This is a genomic window from Actinoplanes sp. NPDC026670, from assembly GCF_040638175.1.
Taxonomy (GTDB): Bacteria; Actinomycetota; Actinomycetes; order Mycobacteriales; family Micromonosporaceae; genus Actinoplanes.
Genome location: NZ_JBEZXU010000066.1, coordinates 22,066 through 47,389 on the forward strand (window position 1 = coordinate 22,066; position 25,324 = coordinate 47,389).

Genomic DNA, 25,324 nt, shown 5'->3' on the forward strand with positions numbered 1-25,324 from the left:
CGCGCGAGACTACCGGTCCCCGTACCGGCTGTGCTATTCAGTTCGTCCGCAGATCGGTGTGTGACCGCACGAGGTGTGATCAATCCGCATCTGGCGGAGATCAGAGGCTCTTAACGTAGACTCAAGAGACTTTGCAGGGCCGACGTCGTCCCGACCTCAGAATGAAACACCAGTGACGACAGGAGGCCCGGTGGCATATCCGCACCCCCAGGGGCTTTATGACCCTCAGACGGAGCGAGACGCCTGCGGTGTGGCATTCATTGCCGACATTCACGGTCGTCGTTCCCACGATGTGGTGGCCAAGGGTCTGACCGCGCTGATCCGGCTGGATCACCGGGGCGCGCGCGGCGCCGAGCAGAACACCGGTGACGGCGCCGGCATCATGATCCAGATTCCGGATGCGTACTACCGGGCGGTGGCCGGCTTCGAGCTGCCGCCCGCCGGGCAGTATGCGACCGGCCTGGTCTTCCTGCCCACGGACCTCGACGATGCGGCCCGTGCGATCAAGGTGTTCGAGAAATATGTGCTCGTCGAGGGCGGCGAGGTGCTCGGCTGGCGCGACGTCCCGGTCGACCCGTCCGACCTGGGCGCGACCGCGGAGGACGCCCGTCCCGCGATCCGCCAGGTGTTCCTGTCCGCGCACCGGCTCGTCGACTCACCCACCGGCCCGGCCGGCGCGGCGCTGTCCGGCCTGGACCTGGACCGGGTGGCGTTCTGCATCCGCAAGCAGGCCGAGCGGGAGACCTCGCAGCGTGGCGTCGCGGCCTACTTCCCGTCGCTGTCCTCGCGGACCATCACCTACAAGGGCATGCTCACGCCCGAGCAGCTGCCGGCGTTCTTCCCGGAGCTGTCCGACGAGCGGGTGGCCAGCGCGATCGCCCTGGTGCACTCCCGGTTCTCGACGAACACGTTCCCGTCCTGGCCGCTCGCCCACCCGTACCGGCTGATCGCCCACAACGGTGAGATCAACACGATCCGCGGCAACAAGAACTGGATGGCCGCCCGTGAGGCGCTGCTGTCCACGCCGAACCTGCCGGGCAACATCAAGCGCCTCTTCCCGATCAACTCGCCGGAGGCGTCCGACTCGGCCAGCTTCGACGAGGTCCTCGAGCTGCTGCATCTCGGTGGGCGCAGCCTGCCGCACGCGGTGCTCATGATGATCCCCGAGGCGTGGGAGAACGACCCGGAGATGGAGCCTTCGCGGCGTGCCTTCTACCGGTTCCACGCGAGCCTGATGGAGCCGTGGGACGGCCCGGCCGCCGTGGCGTTCACCGACGGCACGGTCATCGGCGCGGTGCTGGACCGCAACGGCCTGCGCCCGGGCCGCTGGTGGCACACCAAGGACGGCCTGGTCGCGCTCGGTTCCGAGGCCGGCATCATCGATGTCGACCCGGCCGACGTGGTGGCCAAGGGCCGTCTCCAGCCGGGCAAGATGTTCCTGGTCGACACCGCGGCCGGCCGGATCGCGCACGACGGCGAGATCAAGGCCGAGCTGGCCGCCGCCGAGCCGTACGCGGACTGGCTGCACGCCGGGCTGATCGAGCTCAACGACCTGCCCGCCCGTGAGCACGTGATCTACACGCACGACTCGGTGCTGCGCCGCCAGCAGGTGTTCGGCTACTCCGAGGAGGAGCTGAAGATCCTGGTGGCGCCGATGGCCCGCAGTGGCGCCGAGCCGCTGGGCTCGATGGGCACGGACACCCCGATCTCGCCGCTGTCCACCCGGCCGCGGCTGCTGTTCGACTACTTCCACCAGCTGTTCGCGCAGGTCACCAACCCGCCGCTGGACGCCATCCGGGAGGAGCTGGTCACCAGCCTCGCGATGACGATCGGGCCGGAGGGCAACCTGCTCAAGCCGGGTCCGGCCAGCTGCCGGCAGATCGTGCTGCCGTACCCGATCATCGACAACGACGAGCTCGCCAAGATCCTCTCCATCGACGAGGACGGCGACCTGCCCGGGTTCAAGGCGGTCCGGGTGTCCGGGCTGTACCCGTTGCGGGACGGCGCAGCCGGCATCAAGGCCCGGCTCACCCAGATCTGCCGGCACGTGTCGGAGGCGATCGAGGACGGCGTGCGCATCCTGGTGCTCTCCGACCGTGACTCCAACGCGGACCTGGGGCCGATCCCGTCGCTGCTGCTCACCGCGGCCGTGCACCAGCACCTGGTGCGGGAGCAGACCCGTACCCAGGTGGCTCTGGTCGTCGAGTCGGGTGACTGCCGCGAGGTGCACCACGCCGCGACCCTGATCGGCTTCGGCGCGGCGGCGGTCAACCCGTACCTGGCCTTCGAGAGCGTCGAGGACCTGATCGCCACCGGCGCGCTGGCCGGGGTGGAGCCGCGCAAGGCGGTCCGCAACTACGTGAAGGCGCTCGGCAAGGGCGTCCTCAAGATCATGTCCAAGATGGGCATCTCGACCGTGTCGTCGTACTGCGGCGCGCAGGTGTTCGAGGCCGTCGGTCTGGACAACAAGCTGCTCCAGCGCTACTTCGCGGGCACCTCGGGCCGGATCGGCGGCGTCGGCCTGGCCGAGATCCACGACGAGATCAAGGCGCGGCACGAGAAGGCGTACCCGGCGAACAAGGCCGAGCGGGCGCACCGTCGTCTCGAGGTCGGCGGCGAGTACCAGTGGCGCCGCGAGGGTGAGCTGCACCTGTTCAACCCGGAGACGGTCTTCCTGCTCCAGCACGCCACCCGCAGCAAGCAGTACGACGTGTTCCGCCGCTACACCGGCAAGGTCAACGAGCTGTCGGCGCAGGCCGGTCACCTGCGTGGCCTGTTCCGGTTCGCGCCGGACCGCGAGCCGGTCCCGATCGACGAGGTGGAGCCGGTCAGCGCGATCGTCAAGCGGTTCTCCACCGGCGCGATGAGCTACGGCTCGATCTCCGCCGAGTCGCACGAGACCCTGGCCATCGCGATGAACCGGCTCGGCGCCAAGTCGAACACCGGCGAGGGCGGCGAGGACGTCGAGCGGCTGTACGACCCGGAGCGCCGTTCCGCGATCAAGCAGATCGCCTCCGGCCGGTTCGGTGTGACCAGCGAATACCTGGTCAACGCGGACGACCTGCAGATCAAGATGGCGCAGGGCGCGAAGCCCGGCGAGGGCGGCCAGCTGCCGGGCAACAAGGTGTGGCCGTGGATCGCGAAGACCCGGCACGCCACCCCCGGCGTCGGCCTGATCTCGCCGCCGCCGCACCACGACATCTACTCCATCGAGGACCTGGCCCAGCTGGTCCACGACCTCAAGATGGTCAACCCGCAGTCGCGGGTGCATGTCAAGCTGGTCAGCGAGATCGGCGTGGGCACGGTCGCGGCGGGTGTCGCCAAGCTCAAGGCCGACGTCATCCTGATCTCCGGCCACGACGGCGGCACCGGCGCGTCCCCACTGAATTCGCTCAAGCACGCCGGCACCCCGTGGGAGCTGGGCCTGGCCGAGGCACAGCAGACGCTGCTGCTCAACAAGCTGCGGGACCGGGTCACCGTGCAGGTCGACGGCCAGCTCAAGACCGGCCGTGACGTGGTCGTCGCCGCTCTGCTGGGCGCCGAGGAGTTCGGTTTCGCCACCGCGCCGCTGATCGTCTCCGGCTGCATCATGATGCGGGTCTGCCACCTGGACACCTGCCCGGTCGGCATCGCCACGCAGAACCCGGTGCTGCGTGAGCGGTTCACCGGCAAGCCGGAGTTCGTCGAGAACTTCTTCCTCTTCCTCGCCGAGGAGGTCCGCGAGATCCTCGCCGAGCTGGGTTTCCGCAGCATCGACGAGGCGATCGGCCACGCCGAGATCCTGAACGTCACCGAGGCCGTCGACCACTGGAAGGCCAAGGGTCTCGACCTGTCGCCGGTGCTCTACGTGCCGGAGCTGCCGGAGGGCGCCGCCCGCCGGGGTGTCGTCGCCCAGGACCACGGCCTGGACAAGGCGCTGGACAACCAGCTGATCGAGCTGGCCCAGCCGGCCCTCACCGACGGCCTGCCGGTCCGCGCGGAGCTCCGTGCCACCAACGACCAGCGCAGTGTCGGCGCGATGCTGGGCGGCGAGGTGAGCCGGCGGTACGGCGGCAACGGCCTGCCCGACGACACCATCTCGTTCACCCTGCGGGGCACCGGTGGCAACTCGTTCGGCGCGTTCCTGCCGCGCGGGGTCACGCTGCGGCTGATCGGCGACAGCAACGACTACGTCGGCAAGGGCCTGTCCGGTGGCCGGCTGATCGTGCGCCCGACCGAGGACGCGCCGTTCATCGCCGAGGACAACACCATCGCCGGCAACACCATCCTGTACGGCGCGACCGGCGGCGAGATCTTCCTGCGCGGCAAGGTCGGCGAGCGGTTCGCGGTCCGTAACTCGGGCGGCGTCGCGGTCGTCGAGGGTGTCGGCGACCACGGCTGCGAGTACATGACCGGTGGCACCGTGGTGGTGCTCGGCCCGACCGGCCGGAACTTCGCGGCCGGCATGAGCGGCGGCAAGGCGTTCCTGCTGGACCTGAACCAGGCGCTGGTCAACCCGGAGCTGGTCGACCTGGGCCCGCTCACCGACGACGAGCGCGACCAGCTGCGCTCGCTGGTCGAGAAGCACCACGCGGAGACCGACTCGGCGGTGGCCGGGAAGCTGCTCAAGGACTGGGCGAACGCGGTGGAGCGATTCACCGCCGTGGTGCCGCGCGACTACAAGCGCGTGATGGAACTGATCAGGACCGCCGAGGCTGCCGGTCGCAATGTGGACGAGGCGGTCATGGGAGTCACCAGTGCCTGACCCTAACGGTTTCCTCCGCTACGAGCGGCAGCTCCCGAAGCGCCGGCCGGTGCCGGTCCGGATCCTGGACTGGAAAGAGGTCTACCCGCCCGCGGGCGAGGAGCTGATCCGCGACCAGGCGACCCGCTGCATGGACTGCGGCATCCCGTTCTGTCACGACGGCTGTCCGCTGGGCAACCGCATCCCGGACTGGAACGACCTGGTGCGGACCGGTGGCTGGGCGGCCGCGTCGGATTCGCTGCACGCCACCAACAACTTCCCGGAGTTCACCGGCCGGCTCTGCCCGGCGCCGTGTGAGGCGGCGTGTGTGCTCGGCATCGGCGACGACCCGGTGACGATCAAGCAGGTCGAGGTGGAGATCGCCAACTACGCGTTCGGCGCGGGCCTCAAGCCGCAGCCGGCGCCGGCGTCCTCCGGCCGGTCGGTCGCGATCGTCGGCTCCGGCCCGGCCGGCCTGGCCGCCGCGCAGCAGCTCGCGCGGGCCGGGCACGCCGTCACCGTCTACGAGCGGGACGACCGGATCGGTGGCCTGCTGCGCTACGGCATCCCCGACTTCAAGATCGAGAAGCACGTCATCGACGCGCGGCTCGCGCAGATGTCGGCCGAGGGTGTGGAGTTCCAGACCGGCGTCGACGTCGGCGCCGACATCACCGCCGACGACCTGCGGGACCGGTACGACGCGGTGCTGCTCGCGGCGGGCGCGCTGGCCGGCCGGGACACCCCGGACACCCCGGGCCGCGGGCTCAACGGCGTGCACCTGGCCATGGAGCACCTGGTCCCGGCCAACCGGATGGTCGCCGGCCTCCAGGACACCACCCCGATCGACGCCAAGGGCAAGCACGTCATCATCATCGGTGGCGGCGACACCGGCGCCGACTGCCTGGGCGTCGCCCACCGGCAGGGCGCGGCGTCGATCACCCAGCTCGACCAGTACCCTCTGCCGCCCGACGTGCGGACCGGCGTCAAGGACCCGTGGCCGACGTGGCCGCTGATTCTGCGCAACTACGCCGCGCACGAGGAGGGCGGCGACCGGGTCTTCGGCGTGGCCGTCCAGGAGTTCGTCGGTGACGAGAACGGCAACCTGGTCGCGATCCGCATCGCCGACGTCTCGGTGCAGCGGATCGACGGGGTGCGCACGGTGGCGATCACTCCCGGCACCGAGCGCGAGTTGCGCGCCGATCTGGTCCTTCTCGCGATCGGATTCGACGGTACGGAGGACCAGCCCCTGCTCGAGCAGTTCGGCCTGACCCGGAACCGCCGCAACGTTCTGGACGCCGACCAGGGCTGGCAGACCGGGGCCGAGGGTGTCTTCGTCGCGGGCGACATGCACAAGGGCGCATCCCTGATCGTCTGGGCGATCGCCGAGGGGCGGGCCGCCGCGGCCGCGATCCACAGCTACCTGGGAGCGGCCGGCGAACTGCCGGCCCCGGTCCGTTCGGACTCGCAGCCGCTGTCCGTCTGATCCGTATTCACGGTCCGTGCCCGTCACCTTTTCGGTGGCGGGCACGGTGCTTTTCCGAAGGCCGTCACCAAAACGGGCGTTAATGGGCGGGCGCGCCGTCAAGGCAATGGCGTCTGTCGATCGGTTGCGGGGTCCGGCGGCCGGGCGGACGGCTCGGCGGTGCGGGCGGTGCGCCCGACGGCCGGGTGCGGACGGCTCATTCATCGCTTCACATCGATCTTGTGGATGCCTTTTGCGCTGGCAGTGGCAGGTGTGGCTCGTACCGGAAGATGGGGTTGGGGCATGTGCCGTCAACCGCCGTGAGCGGACCGCTAGTCTGAACCGGCGGTCGCTGAAGCCCGCGGACGACGCAGCGCACCCGCCACACCTCGCGGGTTGACCTCGCCGTCGACACCCGCAGTTCATGCCGATGACCGGGGTCGGCCGCCGCGCCGCCCCAGGAGAAGGACTAGCCTGATGGCCGTGACACGCCGCGTAAAGATCGTCTGCACGATGGGCCCCGCCACCAAGTCACCCGAGCGCATGCTCGGGCTGGTGGAAGCGGGCATGAACGTGGCCCGGATGAACTTCAGCCACGACACCCGGGAGAACCACCGGGAGATGTATGAGCTGGTCCGCGCGGCCGCTGAGCAGGCCGACCGCCCGGTCGCCATCCTGGCCGACCTCCAGGGTCCGAAGATCCGGCTCGGCAAGTTCGCCGACGGCCCGCACCGCTGGGAGACCGGCGACCGTGTCGTCATCACCAGCGACGAGATCCTCGGCACCCGGGAGCGCGTCTCCTGCACCTACAAGAAGCTCCCGCACGAGGTCAAGGTGGGTGACCGCCTCCTGATCGACGACGGCAAGGTCGCGATCGAGGTGACCGGGGTCGAGGGCGAGGACATCCACTGCCTGGTCACCGAGGGTGGCCCGGTCAGCAACAACAAGGGCGTCTCGCTGCCCAACGTCGCGGTCAGCGTCCCGGCGCTGAGCGACAAGGACGAGGAGGACCTGCGGTTCGCCCTGGGCCTCGGCGTCGACCTGGTCGCGCTGTCGTTCGTCCGCGCCCCGGAGGACATCGACCTGGTCCACAAGATCATGGACGAGGAGGGCCGCCGGGTCCCGGTCATCGCCAAGGTGGAGAAGCCGGAGGCGGTCGACCACCTCGAGGCGATCGTGCTGGCCTTCGACGGCGTCATGGTGGCCCGTGGCGACCTCGGCGTCGAGCTGCCGCTCGACCAGGTCCCGCTGGTGCAGAAACGCGCCGTGCAGCTGTGCCGGGAAAATGCGAAGCCGGTCATCGTCGCGACCCAGATGCTCGACTCGATGATCGAGAATTCGCGCCCGACCCGCGCCGAGGCCTCCGACGTCGCCAACGCGGTGCTCGACGGCGCCGACGCGGTGATGCTGTCCGGCGAGACCTCGGTCGGTAAGTACCCGGTGCTCACCGTCAGCACGATGGCCAAGATCGTGTCGACGACCGAGGGCGGCGGCATGGGCGTCCCGCGTCTCCAGCACGACCCGCGCACCCACGGCGGCGCGCTGACCGTCGCGGCCTCGCAGATCGCCCGCAACATCGGGGCCAAGGCGCTCGTCGCGTTCTCGCAGACCGGCGACACCGTCCGCCGCCTCGCTCGTCTGCACTGCGACCTGCCGCTCTACGCGTTCACCCCGGTCGCCGAGGTGCGCAACACCCTCGCCCTGAGCTGGGGTGTGGAGACCTTCCTGACCGACTTCGTCGAGCACACCGACGACATGTTCCGGCAGGTCGACGCGAAGATGCTGGGGCTCGGCCTGGCCAAGCCCGGCGACTACGTGGTCGTCGTGGCCGGCTCCCCGCCGAACGCGCCCGGCTCCACCAACACCCTGCGGGTGCACCAGCTGGGCTCGCTCGTCGACCCGGCGACGGTGTGACCTCCTGCACGTGACAGGCGGCGCGTCACGCCGTCGGCCGTAAGGTGACAGCGTGACGTTGCTCCAGGGACAGGCCGCCGTCGACCAGCTTCTCGAGTTGCTCGATCTGAAGCAGGTCGACGCGGCCACCTTCCAGGGCGAGAGCCCGCAGACCGGCGCGCAGCGCGTGTTCGGCGGGCAGGTCGCCGGGCAGGCGCTGGTCGCCGCCGGGCGGACAGTCGATCCGTCCCGGCATGTGCACTCGCTGCACGGCTATTTCGTGCGCCCCGGCGACCCCTCGGTGCCGATCACGTTCCACGTCGAGGACATCCGCGACGGGCGCTCGTTCTCGGTCCGCCGGTCGACCGCCAAGCAGCACGGCAAGACCATCTTCTTCATGTCGGCGTCGTTCCAGGTCCCCGAGGAGGGGCTGGACCATCACACGCCCGCGCCGGTCGACGTGCCCGCGCCGGAGGACGTGCCGACGATCATGGACTGGGCGGAGAGATATCCGGAGCGGATGGCCATGTTCAAGGCCTCGCCCCGGTCGGTCGACGTCCGTTACGTGGGTGTGCCCGGCTGGGTCCCGCCCGGCGACCGCGACGCCGAGCCGCTCCAGCGGGTGTGGATGCGGCTGGACGGGCGGCTGCCCGACGACCCGCTGATCCACGCCTGCGCGCTGACCTACGCCTCCGACATGTCCCTGCTCGACGCGGTGCTCTCCACCCACGGCGAGGTCTGGGGGCCGGGCGGCGTCATCGGGGCGAGTCTCGACCACGCGCTCTGGTTCCACCGGCCGTTCCGTGCCGACGAGTGGTTCCTCTACGACAGCGCCAGCCCGTCCGCGAGCGGGGCCCGCGGCCTGGCCAACGGGCGGATGTTCACCAGGGACGGCCGGCACATCGCGAGCGCCGTCCAGGAGGGTCTGCTCCGCCGGATCGGCGGCTGACCCCGCGGTTCGCGGCGTCCGGCATCGCGTGACCCGGTTCGCCGCATCGCGTGGCTCGTTACGGCCCGCGGTGCCCCGCCGGTGGGGACCCCGGCCTGGCGACCGGCCGACATCGGATCCGCCACCGGCGGGACCGGGGAACAAGCTCAGCCGGGCCGGCCGGGCCGCTCGACCTCGCCCTCCACCCCCTCCGGGGTGTCCGGGACGGCCGGGATGTCCTTGGGTGACTCGACCACCGCTCCGGCCCGTGGCCCGGTGATCCCGGCCTGGGCGAGCATCGCGTCGAGGTCGGCGGTGGTCCGTACCACCCGGTCGTGGAAGCTCTCCCCGGCCGGCGGTGCCGTCTCGGCGGCCGGTCCGGTCGCCGGGCGGGCCCGGTGCCGCGCCCGGGACCGGGACGGCGCACCCTCGTAGTCGGTGAGCCCGGCCGTGTAACCGGCCACCCCGGCGGCCCGTTCCGGCGGGAGTTCCAGCACGTCCCGACGTGGTCCGGCGACCTCCCGCAGGCGCAGCGCGGTCACCAGGTCGGCGACCGCGCGCAGCGTTCCGAGTGCGCCGAGGACCACGATCACCATCGATCCGGTACGCGCGAACGAGCTCGACGAGAAGAATCCCAGCCCGGTCTCGAGCACCCCGATCGTGACGAGCAGGCTCCAGGTGCGGTCGGCGCCACGGGTGAGGATCCCGACCGCGACGTCGACGGCCCCGCGGACCATCAGGTACCACCCGATCAGCGCGGCCGGTGTGGTGTACGTCGAGTCCTGGTTGTCCCACATCAGCAGGCCGCCGGTGGCGCCGAAGAGCACCAGCAGGCACGCGTTCAGCCACCACGTCCGGGTCCCGGCGAAGGCGCGCAGCATCTCGCCGACCGCGCCGAACAGCACGATCGGCCCGGCCACCGCGGCGATGTCCAGGGGTTCCAGGCGCAGCACCGACCAGGAGATCACCAGCCACGCCGCCCCGGTGAACATCAGGAAGCCCCACATGCTCCCGTGTTTGACGGTCGAGGGCGAAGATCCGGACCACAACATGAGGCCTCCTGATGATGCTGTCCCTGCCATGACAGCATCCGGGGCGGCCCGGGGCCCGGGGTTCGCGCAGATTGCTCGCTTTACCGATGCCTTTTACACCTGTAACGCGACGGTCATCGGTGTGTGATTGATTGTCCGGTAATTGTCACGGCCGGACACCCGGGGAAATGATTTTTCCAGGCCGGCGGATCAATAGCGCCCGGGCCGTGACCGTGTTACATAGGACGACGTCAGAGGGGGTGAGTGTGATCCTCGACCGCCTGATGATATTTGTGCCCCCGGTGGGATTCGAACCCACACTGTATGGTGTTTGAGACCATCTTCTCTGCCGGTTGGAATACAGGGGCGGCGCTGCGCCAAAGCAGCATGCCTCAGCACGGCGTGAGTTGGTCACGCCAGGATGAGACTCCGACAGCCTACCTACTAGGCTTAGGGCGGCGACACCCACATACCGGGGTGTCGCGACATCGACGTTCTGGGGGTAGGGGTTTCCGTGGCCGACACGCAGGGTGGCGCCGAGCGCAAGCGGGTGCTCATCGCCGAGGACGAGGCCCTGATCCGGCTGGACCTGGCCGAGATGCTCGTGGAGGAGGGTTACGACGTCGTCGGTGAGGCCGGCGACGGCGAGACCGCCGTGCGGCTGGCCGAGGACCTCAAGCCCGACCTGGTGATCCTGGACATCAAGATGCCGATCATGGACGGTCTGGCGGCAGCCGAGCGGATCGCCGGCGGCCGGATCGCGCCGGTCGTCATCCTCACCGCGTTCAGTCAGCGTGACCTGGTCGAGCGCGCACGTGCCGCGGGCGCCATGGCGTACCTGGTGAAGCCCTTCCAGAAATCCGACCTGGTGCCGGCGATCGAGATCGCCCTCTCCCGGTATTCGGAGATCTCCGTGCTGGAGTCCGAGGTCGCGGGCCTGACCGAGCGTCTGGAGACGCGTAAGTCGGTGGAACGCGCCAAGGGCGAGCTGATGACCAAGTATTCGATGACCGAGCCGCAGGCCTTCAAGTGGATCCAGCGCGCCGCCATGGACAACCGGATGACCATGCGTGAGGTCGCGGACCGCATCCTGCAGGAATCGACTGGGGGCACTCCTGCCGGTTAGTCCGGTTGGTCCCGCAGTAACGAGCCGGTGGTACACGTCACGTGCCACCGGTTTCGTATTGGCACTTGACGAAAGGTTGAGGCTCCGTAACGGCTTTGTTACGACCGGCTGCTCAGGTGCTTGGCAGGCTATGATCCGCCAGTCCTTCCGCGATACATCTGGCGGGGATTTCTGCTGCTAAACACAAGGAGCATCGTTGCGTAGAGCCGTGATCATCTTCACGGCCGTTCTTGGTTTCCTGTTCACTTCCCTGGGTTTCGGCGCCACGAGCGCTTTAGCCGAGGGTGAGGCGTTGCAGGGCACTTTGATCAACGCGGGCCAGCCAGTGGCGAACGTCGTGATCAAGGTGTCGGACCAGGGCGGCACATCGGCCGGTGAGGCGAAGTCCGGTGCGGACGGCAAGTGGGTGGTCCCGCTGAAGGCGGCCGGCACCTACAAGGTCGATCTGGACACCGCGACGCTTCCCCAGGGCGTGGTCGTCACCACGGGCCGATCAAGTCTGACGTTGACGGTGTTCGAGGGCGCGGCGCGGAACGTGTTGTTCCCGCTCGGCGCGGCGGCCGGCACCGGTCCGGGGGCCGCGGAACCCGAGGACGAGGGCAACACCTCGCTCGCCCGGGTCCTCGATCTGGTCTATACGGGTATCCATTTCGGTCTGATCATCGCGCTGGCCGCGCTCGGCCTGTCGCTGATCTTCGGAACCATGGGCCTCACGAACTTCGCCCACGGCGAGCTGATCACCTTCGGCGCCGTGATCTGCCTGCTGTTCAACGTCAGCTGGGGCGTTCCGCTGGAGATCGCGGCGGTCGCTGCCGTGGTGCTGGGCGGCGCGTTCGGTTACTTCCAGGACCGCTTTTTCTGGGGCTGGCTGCGGAACCGCAGGACCGGCCTGATCGGCATGATGATCATCTCGATCGGCCTGGCCCTGATGCTCCGCTACATCTACCTCTACAAGTTCGGCGGCACCACCCAGCAGTACTCGCAGTACGTGGCGCAGCCGGGCATCGAGATCGGCCCGATCTCGGTGGCACCGAAGAACCTGATCATGGACGGTATCGCAATCCTCGTCCTGATCGGCGTCTCGCTGGCGCTGGTCATGACGCGCCTCGGCAAGGCGACCCGGGCGGTGTCGACCAACCCCGCCCTCGCGGCCGCGTCCGGCATCAGCGTCGACTCCATCATCCGGCTGGTCTGGGCCATCGGCGGCGCTCTCGCCGCGCTCAGCGGCGTGATGCTCGGTGTCTTCCAGGGCGTGAACTACCAGATGGGCTTCCAGATCCTGCTCCTGGTGTTCGCCGCGGTCACCCTCGGCGGCCTGGGCACCGCGTTCGGCGCGCTGCTGGGCAGCCTCGTGGTCGGTCTGGCCACGCAGCTCTCGACGCTGTGGATCCCGACCGAGCTCAAGAACGTCGGTGCCCTCGTGGTGCTCATCGTGATCATCCTGGTCCGGCCGCAGGGCATCCTGGGCCGCCGCGAGCGGATCGGCTGAGGGGGATCTCATGAGCTGGGACATCATCATCGGCGTCTCGCTGGAGTCGCTGATTAACGCCACGATGATCGCCTACGCGCTGGCGGCCATCGGCCTCAACGTGCACTTCGGCTACACCGGTCTGCTGAACTTCGGTCAGTCGGCCTTCCTCGGCGTCGCCGCCTACGGTCTGGCCATGACGGTCGCCACCTTCGGCCTGCCGTTCTGGGTAGGCATCGGGGTCGGCCTTCTCGGTGCGGTCGTTCTCGCGCTGCTGCTCGGTATCCCGACGCTGCGCCTGCGTGCTGACTACCTCGCCATCGTGACGATCGCCGCGGCCGAGATCGTCCGGCTTCTCTTCCGGTCGGTCTCGCTCAGCGAGTGGACCGGCGGCTCGGACGGGTTGCAGGCCTTCTCCGACGACTTCTACGCGATGAACCCATACAGCGGCGCGCTCGAGATCGGCACTCTGATCAGCTTCGACGCTCGTGAGCTGTGGATCATGACGGTCGGCTGGGTGCTCGTCGCCATCTCCCTGTTCATCGTGTTCCTGGCGATGCGCAGCCCGTGGGGCCGGGTCATCAAGGCCATCCGCGAGGACGAGGATGCCGTTCGCAGTCTCGGCAAGAACGTCGTCTCGTACAAGATGCAGTCGCTCATCCTCGGTGGTGTCCTCGGTTCGCTCGGCGGTTTCGTGATCGCCCTGCGTAACGCCGCTGTCCAACCGGACACCTACGGCACCGAGTTCACGTTCTACATGTACACGATCGTGATCCTCGGTGGTGCGGCCCGCGTCTTCGGCCCGGTCGTCGGGTCGATGATCTTCTGGTTCCTGTTGGCGTTCATCAACGCCGTGCTGCCGGAGGCCATCGAAGCCGGGTACATCCCGGAGTGGTTCATGGACAAGACGCAGGCCGGCGCGGTCGGCTACATCGCGGTCGGTTTCGGCCTGATCGTGTTGCTGATCTTCCGTCCGCAGGGCATCTTCGGTGACAAGAAGGAGGTCATGCTCGATGGCCGCTGACACCAACGTCCCGCCCGGCGTGGCCAAGGCGCGGGAAGCGCTCAAGGACGTCCCGCACGAGCCGGGCGCCAAGAAGAAGGACCCGATCCTGGTCGCCGACAAGGTGGTGCGGCGCTTCGGCGGCCTCACCGCCGTGCAGGTCGACCACATCGAGATCCAGCGTGGCGCGATCACCGCGCTGATCGGCCCCAACGGCGCCGGCAAGACGACGTTCTTCAACCTGCTCACCGGCTTCGACAAGCCGAACGAGGGGAACTGGAACTTCAACGGCAGCCCGCTCGCCGGGGTGCCGCCGCACAAGGTCGCCCGCAAGGGCATGGTCCGTACCTTCCAGCTCACCAAGGCGCTGTCCCGCCTGTCGGTCATCGACAACATGCGGCTCGGCGCGACCGGTCAGAAGGGCGAATCCTTCTGGCAGGGCCTGATCCCGGCGCTCTGGCAGGGCCAGGAGAAGGAGATCACCGAACGGGCCGACGAGCTGCTCGTACGGTTCAAGCTCGACGCCAAGCGCGAGGACTTCGCCGGCAGCCTCTCCGGCGGTCAGCGCAAGCTCCTCGAGATGGCCCGGGCCCTGATGGTCCAGCCCGACATGGTGATGCTTGACGAGCCGATGGCCGGCGTGAACCCGGCCCTGACGCAGTCGCTGCTCGGCCACGTGAAGAGCCTGCGTGAGGACGGCATGACCGTGCTCTTCGTCGAGCACGACATGGACATGGTCCGCGACATCAGCGACTGGGTGATCGTGATGGGCCAGGGCTCGGTGATTGCCGAGGGCACGCCCGACACGGTGATGGCCGACCCGCGGGTCATCGACGCCTACCTGGGCGCGCACCACGACGGCACCGCGCACGACTCCGCCGAGGTGGCCGCTGAGGTGGCTGCCGAGGCCGAGGGAGGTAAGTCTGATGAGTAGCCGCTCCGACAACGAGATCCAGGACCGCTCCGCCCACGTGGCGGCGGCCGAGGGCGCGCTGGTCCGTGCCGACGACCTGATCGCCGGTTACCTCCCGGGCGTCAACATCCTCAACAACTGCGATCTGTACGCCAAAGAGGGTGAACTGGTCGGCATCATCGGCCCCAACGGCGCCGGTAAGTCGACCCTGCTCAAGTCCCTCTTCGGTCTGGTGACCATCCGGTCCGGCGCGGTCACGCTCCGGGGCGAGGACATCACCAACCTCAAGGCCAACAAGCTCGTGGCCAAGGGGATCGGGTTCGTCCCGCAGACCAACAACGTGTTCGGCACCCTCACCATCGAGGAAAACCTCGAGATGGGTACGTTCCTGCGGCCCAAGCGCTTCAAGGAGCGCTTCGACTTCGTGGTCGGCCTGTTCCCCACCCTCGGCACCCGGCGCAAGCAGCGGGCCGGCGCCCTCTCCGGTGGTGAGCGGCAGATGGTCGCGATGGGCCGGGCCCTGATGATGGAACCGAGCGTCCTCCTCCTCGACGAGCCGTCGGCGGGTCTGTCGCCGGCCATGCAGGACGAGGTGTTCTTCCGGACCAAGCAGATCAACGACACCGGCGTCACCGTGATCATGGTGGAGCAGAACGCGCGGCGGTGCCTCCAGATCTGCGACCGGGGCTACGTGCTGGACCAGGGCCGCAACGCGTACACCGCGTCCGGCCGGGACCTGATGCACGACCCGAAGGTGATCGAGCTCTACCTCGGGACCCTCGGCAAGGCCTGATCGGTTTCTGGAAGGCCCCCGGCAGCGACTGCCGGGGGCCTTTCCGTGTGCCGTATGCGGGCCGGGGCACAACGGGCGAGGGCCCGGCCGAAGCGGCCGGGCCCTCGCTTGCTACCAGTGGCTCAGATCAGATCTTGCCGGTCTGGTACGAGACGTTCTTGTAGGTGTTGTCGTTGCCGTACTGGTAGATGCCGATGGTGGCCTCGGCCGGGTCACCGGCGTCGTTCCACTCGACCGGACCGCTCACGCCGTCGTAGTCGATGTCCTTGCCGGCCGCCAGCAGGTCCTTGCAGGCCTGGAAGGTGGTGCACTTCTCGCCGGCCTTGCTCACCGCGGCGAGCTGCTTGCTGTAGTCGCCGGGAGCGTCGCTCTTGGCGGCCTCAGCGGCCAGCGCGGCGAGGATCGTCGCGTCGTAGGACTCGGCCGAGTACGAGAAGTCCTTCAGGGCCGGGTCGACCTCGAGCAGCTTCTTCTGGAAGTCGTCAGAGGTCTTCGCGCCCGGCAGGGTGCCCTTGGCGCCCTCGAAGGTCCCGTTCGGGAACTCCTTGCCGTAGTTCGACAGGTTGCCGTCGACGAAGTACCACTTCTTGGTCTTCGCGGTCAGGCCGACCTCGACCAGCTTGGGGACGATCTTCTTGGTCTCGTCGAAGCCGATCAGCACGATGGCGGCCGGGTTGGCCTCCTTGATCTTGCCGATCTCAGCCGAGAAGTCGGCCGCCTTCGGGTCGTAGACCTCTTCGGCGACGACCTGGCCGCCACCACTCTCGACCGCGGCGCGAACGCTCTTGGCGAGGCCGGTGCCGTACGCGTCCTGGAGGACCAGCAGGCCCACCGTCGCGTTGCCGTCGGCGACCACCAGGTCACCGAGGACGCGGCCCTGCAGGGTGTCCGGCGGGGCGGTCCGGAAGTACAGGCCCTTGTCGTTGTACGTGGTGAACTTGTCGGACGTGTTCGCCGGCGAGATCTGCACCACGCCCGCGCCGGTGATCTTGTCGATCACGGAGAGGGACACCGACGAGGAAGCGGCGCCGATGATGACGTCGACCTTCTCGGCGAGCAGCTTGTTCACGGACTGGCTGGCGATGTCGGTGGAGGTGTCACCGGAGTCGGTGTCGCTCACCACGACGTCCTTGCCCAGGACGCCGCCGGCGGCGTTGATCTCCTTGACGGCGAGGTCCACACCGGCGAACTCCGGCGGGCCGAGGAACGCGAGCGAACCGGTCTGCGGCAGCAGGGTGCCGACCTTGAAGACCCCGTCGCCACCCGTGGCCGCGGGGGCCGAGGAGGAGCCGGTCGAAGGTGTTTCACCGTCGTTCGAGCACGCGCCCAGAGCAAGGCAAGCGGCACCCAGCACGGCGACACCGCGCCATGCGAAGTTGCGGCGGATCATCAAATCTCCTTTGTCCCAGCGCGGTGGGTGCATGGGTGGCCCCCACTGCCATGACGCTGATGGTGGCAACCTAATGAGCTGTGGACCCCGGGGCTAGCTCAAAGCTCCGGTTGCAACAGGACAGTTGCCTATCCGTAACTTTCCGCTCGCGGTCTGACGTTTGAGCGGGTGAACCGTCGGCCCGGACGGCGTACCGGGGATTGTCAGACCCGGCGACTAGAGTGCCGGGATGTGAGCGACGAAGCCGAGACCCCCCGCCTGCTGCTGCTCGACGGCCATTCGCTGGCCTACCGGGCCTATTTCGCGCTGCCGGTGGAAAACTTCAGCACCGCCACCGGGCAGCCGACCAACGCCGTCTTCGGCTTCACGTCGATGCTCATCAACATGCTGCGCGACGAGAAACCGACCCACATCGCGGTCGCGTTCGACGTCTCCCGCCACTCCTTCCGCACCGAGAAGTATGCGGAGTACAAGGCCGGCCGGTCGGAGACCCCGCAGCCCTTCCAGGGTCAGGTCAGCCTGATCAAGGAGGTGCTGGAGGCGCTGCGCATCCCGGTGCTGGAGAAACCCGGCTACGAGGCCGACGACATCATCGCCACGCTGGCGACCCGGGCCCGCGCCGCCGACATGGAGGTGCTGATCTCCACCGGCGACCGGGACGCGTTCCAGCTGTCCGACGCGCACACCACGATCATCTACCCGGTGCGTGGCGTCTCCGAGGTCTGGCGGATGACCCCGGAGGCGATCGAGACCAAGTATTTCGTCCGGCCCGAGCTCTACCGTGCGAAAGCGGCGCTGGTCGGCGAGGCCAGTGACAACCTGACCGGCGTGCCCGGGGTCGGTGACAAGACCGCCGCCAAGTGGATCAAGGAGTATGGCGACCTCGACGGGATCATCGCCAACGTCGACAAGATCAAGGGCAAGGTCGGCGACAGCCTGCGCGCCCACCTGGCCGACGTGATCCGCAACTTCGACCTCAACGCGCTGATCCGTGACCTGGAGCTGCCGCTGGGCCCGGCGGACGTGCGCTGGCAGGGCTGGGACCGGGAGGCCGTGCACCAGGTCTTCGACGCCCTGGAGTTCCGCATCCTGCGGGAGCGGCTGTATTCGTACCTCGACGCCGTCGAGCCCGAGGCCGAGGCCGGCTTCGACCTCGCCGGCCAGGTCCTGCGCACCGGCGGGGTCGCCGCCTGGCTGCGGGAGCACGCCGGCACCGATCCGGTCGGTGTCGCCGTCACCGGCACGTTCGGCCGCGGCACCGGCCGTCTCACCGGCGTCGGCGTGGCCACCGCGGGCGGCCCGGCCGCCTGGTTCGACCCGGCCGGCCTCGACGAGGACGACGAGCGGGCGGTGGCGGCCTGGCTGGCCGAGCCGTCCCGGCCCAAGGTGGTCCACGACGCGAAACCGGCCCTGCTCGCCTTCCACGCGCACGGCTGGCAGCTCGGCGGGGTCACCACCGACACCGCCCTCGCCGCCTACCTGGCCAAACCCGACCAGCGCGCCTACGACCTCAACGACCTGGCCCTGCGCTACCTCAAGCGCGAGCTGAAGGTCGAGGAGCCGCAGGAGGCCCAGCTGGCCTTCACGTTCGAGGGCGACGACACCGGGCCGGACGACGCGGCCGAGCAGGGCGTGATGCTCCGCGCCCGGGCCACCCTCGACCTGGCCGAGGTGCTCACCGCCGAGCTGTCCCGTGACGGCGGCGAGTCGGTGCGCCTGCTCGCCGACGTGGAGCAGCCGCTGTCGGTGGTCCTCGCCGAGATGGAGCAGCGCGGCATCGCCGCCGACACCGACTACCTCTCCGAGCTGGAGTCGCACTTCGCCGCCGAGGTGAAATCCGCCCAGCAGGCCGCGCACGAGGTGGTCGGCCGCGAGTTCAACCTCGGCTCGCCCAAGCAGCTCCAGGAGATCCTCTTCGTCGAGCGCAACCTGCCCAAGACGAAGAAGATCAAGTCCGGCTACACGACCGACGCCGACGCGCTGACCAACCTGTTCGAGCAGACCGCCGACCCGCTGCTGGCCCATCTGCTGCGCCACCGTGACGTCGCCAAGCTCAAGTCGACCGTCGACGGCCTGCTCAAATCGGTCTCCGACGACGGGCGGATCCACACCACCTTCAACCAGACGGTCGCCGCCACCGGCCGGCTCTCGTCGACCGACCCCAACCTGCAGAACATCCCGATCCGCACCGAGGAGGGCCGCCGCATCCGCCGCGCCTTCGTGGTCGGCGCCGGCTTCGGCACGTTGATGACGGCCGACTACAGCCAGATCGAGATGCGGATCATGGCGCACCTGTCCGGCGACGACGCGCTGATCGCCGCGTTCAACTCGGGCGCCGACTTCCACGCCGCCACCGCGTCGTCGGTCTTCCACGTCGGCCTCGACGAGGTCACCCCCGACCAGCGCCGCAAGATCAAAGCCATGAACTACGGTTTGGCGTACGGGTTGAGCGCCTTCGGCCTGTCCAACCAGCTGAGCATCTCCACCGAGGAGGCGCGCACGCTGATGACGGAGTATTTCGAGCGCTTCGGCGGGGTCCGCGACTACCTCCAGGCCGTGGTGCAGCGGGCCGGCAAGGACGGCTACACCGCCACCATCCTCGGCCGCCGCCGCTACCTGCCCGACCTGAGCAGCGACAACCGCCAGCGCCGCGAGATGGCCGAGCGGATGGCCCTGAACGCGCCGATCCAGGGTTCCGCCGCCGACATCATCAAGATCGCGATGCTGCATGTCGACGAGGCCCTGAAGGACTCCGGCCTGACCTCCCGCATGCTCCTCCAGGTGCACGACGAGCTGGTCTTCGAGGTCGCCCCCGGCGAACAGGAGCCTTTGGAGGAACTGGTCCGCCGGGAGATGGGCGGCGCTTACCCGTTGTCGGTCCCGTTGGAGGTCTCCATCGGCGCCGGCCGCGACTGGAACGGAGCCGACCACTAAAGACCTTGCCGTCGCTGTCTGCGGGTTGTTGTCACGGCTCGCGAGTTGCGGTCTGCGAGTTGCGGTCTGCGAGTTGTGGTCACGGCCCGCCAAAGTCCTGGCTCGTCGAGCTCAGCTTTCGACCAGCGGACGGGTCCGTTCCCGATGCCTTGCTCCCGTCGAGGATCGATCATCCGCTCGCGGGCCGGCAGCGTCGACCAGCGCACACGATCGCCGATCGCGTGCGCTGGTCATCGCCCCAGCAAGGGCAAACGCACACGTTCGACCGATCGTGAGCGTTCACCCACGCGATAACGACAACCAGCGCACGCAATACGCCAACGTGTGCGCCCGCCCTTGCTGCCACGCAGCCGGAGCCGAGCCCCGCCCCGCCTCGTTTCCGCGCTGCCCCCGCCTCGTTTTCGCGCTGCCTCGCCTCGTTTCTCGCTGCCTCGCGCTGCCTCGACCTGCCGGCTGCCGGAATCGGTGGCCAGAAGGGTCCGGACGGGTGGCGTTGGCGCTCGGTCGAGTGACGCGGGGGCGGCCCGGCGTACCCGTCCGGGTGGCATTCGCGCCGCTGGTTGCGCTCTTCTGCAACCCTGGGCCGATGCCGAGCCGATCGACGTCGATTGAGGTTCGCCCCGGTGCCGCGCCTGCCGCGCCACCCGGGGCCCTGACCGGGCAGTCCGCCGTAGCCCTCGCCCCCGGGCTCCGGCCCGGGCCGCACGTCCACGGGCCGCACACCGCGGCGGTCTCCGGGCATGATCTGGTCGCCATCGGGCACGGGCCGCTCGACTCCGACCAGGCGGGCGACCTCGCCGGAACGTTCAAGGCCCTCGGCGATCCGGTCCGTCTGCGCCTGCTGTCGATGATCGCTTCCGCCGACGACGGTGAGATCTGTGTCTGCGACCTCAGCGAGGCGTTCCCGCTCACCGGCCCCACCATCTCGCACCACTTGCGGATCCTCCGCGAGGCCGGCCTGGTCAACAGCGCCCGCCGGGGCACCTGGGTCTACTACCGGGCCATCCCCGGCGAGTTGACCCGCCTGGCCGGAGTCCTCGACGCGGGCCGCTTGATCCCGTGACCGCGGGTATGCGTCGTCGTTCCCAGTTCATCAGTGAGTAGCGCCACCGGCTGTCGCTGACGTCGCTATGGACGTATCCGACCACCTTGCGCATCTACGTCACCGATGTCGTAGCGCCTCCGGCTTGTGCACCGCCTCGCGCCCGGACTTGTCGCTGCGCACCCTGTACTGTGGCTCCTCGGCCGAGGCGGCGACGGTCCGCCCGGCGGTCTCGGTGCGCTTGGTGATCTTCTGCTGGACGGTGCCGCGGACGTCCTCTCCGTGACTGCTCCAGTTCACCCGTTCACCCTTTTTCAGGGTTTTCTTCGCTTTGGTCATAGCTGGCGGGTACCCGACCCGCCGCTCCGGAAACGGCTGCGCCAGAGGGGAACGGGTATGGAGTGAGGGGAAGGGGATGCAAGAGCGAGGGGAGTGGATGAGGGCCGGAGCCAGGAGGAGGGTGCGGAGCGGCGCGGCTCAGGTCTTGGGCAGGTCGCAGACGAAGATCGCCGTGCCCGGGAAGAGACGCCCGCGCAACGGGCTCCACTGCCCCCAGATCTGGTCATGATCTCCCGGCCACTCCGGTTCGACCAGGTCACGCAGCACGAAACCGGCCGCCACCAGCTCGCGGATCCGGTCGCCGAGGGTGCGGTGCTGTTCGAGGTAGCTGACCACCCCGTCCTCGTCCCGTTCGACGTAGGGGGTCCTGTCGAAGTACGAGTTACGGGCGAGCAGCCCGCTCTCGTCCGGCTCGTCCCAGAAGACCCACCGCATCGGGTGCGTGATGGAGAACACCCAACTGCCGCCGGGCCGCAGCACCCGGGCCACCTCGCGCATCGCCGCGCCCGAGTCGGCCACGAACGGGATGGCGCCGAACGCCGTGCAGACGATGTCGAACGAGTCGGCGGCGAACGGCAGGGCCATCGCGTCGGCCTGGACGAGCGGGATCCGTACCCCACTGCGGCCGGCGGCCTCCCGGGCATGCCGCAACATGCCCGCGGACAGGTCCATGGCGACCGGATGGGCGCCCTCGCGGCGCAGCCACCGGCTGGCTGCCGCGGCACCGGCGCCCAATTCCAGGATCTTTTTTCCGTGTACGGGTCCGAGCAGGCGCGCGTCGGCCTCCCGTAGCCGTTCGGGGCACCAGACGAAGTCGACGTCACCCAGGAAGGCGCCGTGCTCGTCCTGGTAGTCGTCGGCGTCGAGGTCCCACCAGGAGCGGTTGGCGCGGCGCGCCTCGGTCTCGGTGGGTGTCTCGAACGAGTGGGACGAAGTCACCTGGCAACGGTACGGCAGGCGTGTCGACCGTCCCGATTCGGCCCATAAGGGGCATGCTGACGGGTTCTCGACCGACAATGTGCCGCGGTCCTCAGGAGGGCTTGCAACCTGTGGTAATGCGCACGGTAAGCTAGTCGATGCGCTCGCGGATCGTGTGCCTCGGCAGGGAGCAGGTTCCGTGGTCGTCGGTCTCGGCATGATCGACTGCGTTGATGTGACTGCTCTCGGGTTGGTCGTCTCGTTCGCTCGTGCCGCTTCCGACGGCAGTTCCGTGGAGCGCGGGAGACACCACGAATCCATTCCGTTCGGAGCAACTGTCCACATGACGAGCAGCATCGAGGCCACCTCGAGCGCCAACAAGGTCACCGTCGACGATCTCGGATCCGAGGAAGCATTCCTCGCCGCCATCGACGAGACCATCAAGTACTTCAACGACGGCGACATTGTCGAAGGCACCGTCGTCAAGGTCGATCGGGACGAGGTCCTGCTCGACATCGGCTACAAGACCGAGGGTGTCATCCCCTCGCGCGAGTTGTCGATCAAGCATGACGTGGACCCCGCGGAAGTGGTGTCGGTCGGTGACCACATCGAAGCCCTCGTCCTCACCAAGGAGGACAAGGAGGGTCGTCTGATCCTCTCGAAGAAGCGCGCTCAGTACGAGCGGGCCTGGGGCACCATCGAGAAGATCAAGGAAGACGACGGCGTCGTCCGTGGTTCCGTCATCGAGGTCGTCAAGGGTGGTCTCATCCTCGACATCGGCCTCCGTGGCTTCCTGCCGGCCTCCCTGGTCGAGATGCGGCGCGTCCGCGACCTCCAGCCCTACGTGGGCCGGGAGCTCGAGGCGAAGATCATCGAGCTGGACAAGAACCGCAACAACGTGGTTCTGTCCCGCCGCGCCTGGCTCGAGCAGACGCAGTCCGAGGTTCGCACCGAGTTCCTCAACAAGCTGCAGAAGGGCCAGGTCCGCAAGGGCGTCGTGTCCTCCATCGTCAACTTCGGCGCCTTCGTGGACCTGGGTGGCGTGGACGGCCTCGTGCACGTCTCCGAGCTCTCCTGGAAGCACATCGACCACCCCTCCGAGGTCGTCGAGGTCGGCCAGGAGGTCGAGGTCGAGGTTCTGGATGTCGACCTGGACCGCGAGCGCGTCTCGCTGTCGCTGAAGGCGACCCAGGAAGACCCGTGGCGTCAGTTCGCCCGGACCCACGCGATCAACCAGATCGTGCCGGGCAAGGTCACCAAGCTCGTTCCGTTCGGCGCGTTCGTCCGCGTCGACGACGGCATCGAGGGCCTGGTGCACATCTCCGAGCTGGCCGAGCGTCACGTCGAGCTGCCCGAGCAGGTCGTTCAGGTGGGTTCGGACGTTCTGGTCAAGGTCATCGACATCGACCTGGAGCGCCGCCGGATCTCGCTGTCGCTCAAGCAGGCCAACGAGGGCTTCGTCGAGGGCGAGGAGCACTTCGACCCGACCCTCTACGGCATGGCCGCGACGTACGACGCCGAGGGCAACTACATCTACCCGGAGGGCTTCGACCCGGAGACGGGCGAGTGGCTCGAGGGCTTCGAGAAGCAGCGCGAGACGTGGGAGAAGCAGTACGCCGACGCCCGCGAGCGCTGGGAGGCCCACACCAAGCAGGTGCAGGCGTCCCGCGACGCCGACGCCGAGGCTGCGCTCAACCCGGCTCCGGCCGGTGGCGTGACCACCTCGTCGTCGACCTCCTCCTCGAGCTCGTCGGCCCCGGCGCGCTCCTCCGAGGAGCCGGCCGGCACCCTGGCCACCGACGAGGCTCTCGCCGCTCTGCGCGAGAAGCTTGCCGGCGGCAAGGGCTGATCCAGCTCCAGCGGTAGGTATTACCACCGAAAGGCCGCTCCGACTCCGGTCGGGGCGGCCTTTCGCCTTTCCTGCACACCGTCGCCTCCCGGCCGCGCCCGGCCGCCGGGCCCTGGCGATACTTGATCCCATGCTGAGAGTCGGGCTCACGGGTGGTATCGGTGCCGGCAAGAGCGCGGTCGCCCGGCGGCTCGCCGAGCGCGGTGCGGTGATCATCGACGCCGATCTGCTGGCCCGCGAGGTGGTCGAGCCGGGCACGGACGGCCTGGCCGAGATCGTCGAGGTGTTCGGGGCGGGCGTGCTCAACGCCGAGGGCGCTCTGGACCGTCCGGCTCTCGGGGCGCGAGTCTTCGGCGACGAGTCGGCGCGGCGGCGTCTTGAGAAGATCATTCATCCTCGGGTACGGGAGAGGACCGCTCAACTGACGCGCTCGGCAGCGCCCGGGTCGATCGTGGTGAACGACGTTCCGCTCCTGGTCGAGGCGGGGCTGGCTTCGTCGTACCACCTCGTGATCGTGGTGATGGCCGACCGTGAGGTGCGGCTGGATCGTCTCACCCGCCTGCGTGGCATGTCCCCGGCGGAGGCCGTCTCGCGGATCGACGCGCAGACCGACGACGCGAGCCGGCGGGCGGCCGGCGATGTCCTTCTGACGAACCAGGACGATCTGGACGGTCTGCACACCCGGGTCGACGGGCTGTGGCATGACCGGCTGCTGGAGTTCGAGCGGAACCTGCGGTCCGGGCGGTCCGCGGTGAGAAGTCTGGATTCGCGCATCGTGGAGTCGGATCCGGAGTGGCCGCTCGCGGCCGCGCGGCTGATCGCCCGGCTCCGGCACGGGCTCGGTGACCGGTTCGACATCCAGCACGTCGGGCCGACCGCGGTGCCCGGCCCGCCGGCCCGCGACGTGATCGACCTGATGATCGGCGTGCGCACCCTGGACGAGGCCGACGGTCTCGCCGGCCGCCTCGGTGAGCTGGGCTTTCCGGTCCGGCTGGGCGAGTGGTCGGACCGCGCCGGCAGCCACGGCGGCGCCTGGCCCAAACGGCTGCACGGCTGCGCCGATCCGGGGTACCGCGTCGACCTGCACCTGCGGGTGGCCGGCTCGCCGGGCTGGCGGTTCGCGTTGCTGCTGCGCGACTACCTGCGGGCGGTCCCGTCGGCGGTGGCGGCGGCGGACGTGGCGCAGGCGGCCGACGACTGGGCGGCAGCGACGGGCTGGCAGCCGTCCTGAGTTTCTCGAAGGGCCCTTCCACGCCGGGCCTTCTTGGCGGGCGGCCCATCTGCGAGGGGCCTTTGCCGGACGGCCCTTTGCGTTGGGGCCATTGTGAAGGGCCCTCGCGGCGGCCGGGTCGGGTGACCCACCTCGGGTGCGCTCGCCAGGGCGTCCGGGGCGCATCGAACCGTGGTGCGGCGCCGGGCCGTGTGGGGACCCGGGCTGCCGGCGGCCGCCGCGAGCGGCCTACCCGACAAGCCTAGGCCGGGCCGCGAGGACCGGACAATGCCGAGGCCACC

General features: G+C 69.0%; 17 protein-coding genes and 1 tRNA gene. 13 read left to right on the forward strand and 5 right to left on the reverse strand.

The window, feature by feature from the left end; all coding sequences use genetic code 11:
* Positions 1-172: 172 nt before the first annotated feature.
* From gltB to AB0E94_RS41780, 4 genes are all read left to right on the forward strand, one after another.
* Complete coding sequence (gltB, locus tag AB0E94_RS41765; RefSeq protein ID WP_360338286.1) at positions 173-4,744, forward strand: glutamate synthase large subunit; 4,572 nt, start codon at positions 173-175, stop codon at positions 4,742-4,744.
* Positions 4,737-6,206 carry a glutamate synthase subunit beta gene (locus tag AB0E94_RS41770; protein WP_360338289.1) on the forward strand — a complete coding sequence of 490 codons (1,470 nt, stop codon included), beginning with the start codon at positions 4,737-4,739 and terminating at the stop codon, positions 6,204-6,206. The genes gltB and AB0E94_RS41770 overlap by 8 nt, the downstream gene beginning before the upstream one ends.
* Before the next feature lie 456 nt (positions 6,207-6,662).
* Positions 6,663-8,099 carry a pyruvate kinase gene (gene pyk / locus AB0E94_RS41775; RefSeq protein ID WP_360338292.1) on the forward strand — a complete coding sequence of 479 codons (1,437 nt, stop codon included), beginning with the start codon at positions 6,663-6,665 and terminating at the stop codon, positions 8,097-8,099.
* A gap of 58 nt (positions 8,100-8,157) precedes the next feature.
* On the forward strand, positions 8,158-9,027 hold the full coding sequence (locus AB0E94_RS41780; protein WP_360338355.1) for an acyl-CoA thioesterase II: 870 nt from the start codon (positions 8,158-8,160) through the stop codon (positions 9,025-9,027).
* Between the two features lie 146 nt (positions 9,028-9,173).
* Here the strand turns inward: AB0E94_RS41780 and AB0E94_RS41785 are convergent, their stop codons facing one another.
* Positions 9,174-10,058 (reverse strand): hypothetical protein, encoded by an 885-nt coding sequence (locus tag AB0E94_RS41785; RefSeq protein ID WP_360338295.1) that lies wholly within the window; start codon positions 10,056-10,058, stop codon positions 9,174-9,176.
* Positions 10,059-10,331: 273 nt separating this feature from the next.
* Positions 10,332-10,405 (reverse strand) — tRNA-Leu (locus AB0E94_RS41790).
* Between the two features lie 146 nt (positions 10,406-10,551).
* Here AB0E94_RS41790 and AB0E94_RS41795 point away from each other — a divergent pair.
* From AB0E94_RS41795 to AB0E94_RS41815, 5 genes are all read left to right on the forward strand, one after another.
* Entirely contained in the window at positions 10,552-11,163 is a 612-nt protein-coding gene (locus tag AB0E94_RS41795) for a response regulator (RefSeq protein WP_317787579.1), read from the forward strand.
* A gap of 196 nt (positions 11,164-11,359) precedes the next feature.
* On the forward strand, positions 11,360-12,652 hold the full coding sequence (locus AB0E94_RS41800; RefSeq protein WP_360338298.1) for a branched-chain amino acid ABC transporter permease: 1,293 nt from the start codon (positions 11,360-11,362) through the stop codon (positions 12,650-12,652).
* 10 nt (positions 12,653-12,662) lie between these two features.
* A complete protein-coding gene (locus AB0E94_RS41805; protein WP_360338301.1) occupies positions 12,663-13,655 on the forward strand; it encodes a branched-chain amino acid ABC transporter permease in 993 nt (330 codons plus the stop codon).
* Positions 13,645-14,568, forward strand: a complete 924-nt coding sequence (locus AB0E94_RS41810) for an ABC transporter ATP-binding protein (RefSeq protein ID WP_360338304.1) — start codon at positions 13,645-13,647, stop codon at positions 14,566-14,568. Before AB0E94_RS41805 ends, AB0E94_RS41810 begins: the two co-directional genes overlap by 11 nt.
* Complete coding sequence (locus tag AB0E94_RS41815) at positions 14,561-15,340, forward strand: ABC transporter ATP-binding protein (protein ID WP_317787575.1); 780 nt, start codon at positions 14,561-14,563, stop codon at positions 15,338-15,340. Before AB0E94_RS41810 ends, AB0E94_RS41815 begins: the two co-directional genes overlap by 8 nt.
* 127 nt (positions 15,341-15,467) lie before the next feature.
* Here AB0E94_RS41815 and AB0E94_RS41820 read toward each other — a convergent pair whose 3' ends face one another.
* Positions 15,468-16,730 carry an ABC transporter substrate-binding protein gene (locus tag AB0E94_RS41820; RefSeq protein ID WP_360338307.1) on the reverse strand — a complete coding sequence of 421 codons (1,263 nt, stop codon included), beginning with the start codon at positions 16,728-16,730 and terminating at the stop codon, positions 15,468-15,470.
* Positions 16,731-16,961: 231 nt separating this feature from the next.
* On the opposite strand from AB0E94_RS41820, the gene polA reads away from it, so the two are divergent.
* Complete coding sequence (gene polA, locus AB0E94_RS41825) at positions 16,962-19,664, forward strand: DNA polymerase I (RefSeq protein ID WP_360338310.1); 2,703 nt, start codon at positions 16,962-16,964, stop codon at positions 19,662-19,664.
* 745 nt (positions 19,665-20,409) lie between these two features.
* Positions 20,410-20,727, forward strand: coding sequence for a metalloregulator ArsR/SmtB family transcription factor (locus AB0E94_RS41830; RefSeq protein WP_360338358.1), 318 nt, complete (start codon positions 20,410-20,412; stop codon positions 20,725-20,727).
* Positions 20,728-20,826: 99 nt separating this feature from the next.
* Here the strand turns inward: AB0E94_RS41830 and AB0E94_RS41835 are convergent, their stop codons facing one another.
* Together AB0E94_RS41835 and AB0E94_RS41840 are read right to left on the reverse strand one after the other, a co-directional pair.
* Positions 20,827-21,006 carry a DUF2945 domain-containing protein gene (locus AB0E94_RS41835; protein ID WP_360338313.1) on the reverse strand — a complete coding sequence of 60 codons (180 nt, stop codon included), beginning with the start codon at positions 21,004-21,006 and terminating at the stop codon, positions 20,827-20,829.
* Positions 21,007-21,183: 177 nt separating this feature from the next.
* Positions 21,184-21,984 (reverse strand): class I SAM-dependent methyltransferase, encoded by an 801-nt coding sequence (locus AB0E94_RS41840; RefSeq protein WP_360338316.1) that lies wholly within the window; start codon positions 21,982-21,984, stop codon positions 21,184-21,186.
* A gap of 322 nt (positions 21,985-22,306) precedes the next feature.
* On the opposite strand from AB0E94_RS41840, the gene rpsA reads away from it, so the two are divergent.
* Positions 22,307-23,812, forward strand: a complete 1,506-nt coding sequence (gene rpsA, locus AB0E94_RS41845; RefSeq protein WP_360338319.1) for a 30S ribosomal protein S1 — start codon at positions 22,307-22,309, stop codon at positions 23,810-23,812.
* Between the two features lie 130 nt (positions 23,813-23,942).
* Complete coding sequence (gene coaE, locus AB0E94_RS41850; protein WP_360338322.1) at positions 23,943-25,043, forward strand: dephospho-CoA kinase; 1,101 nt, start codon at positions 23,943-23,945, stop codon at positions 25,041-25,043.
* The last annotated feature ends 281 nt before the right edge of the window (positions 25,044-25,324 follow it).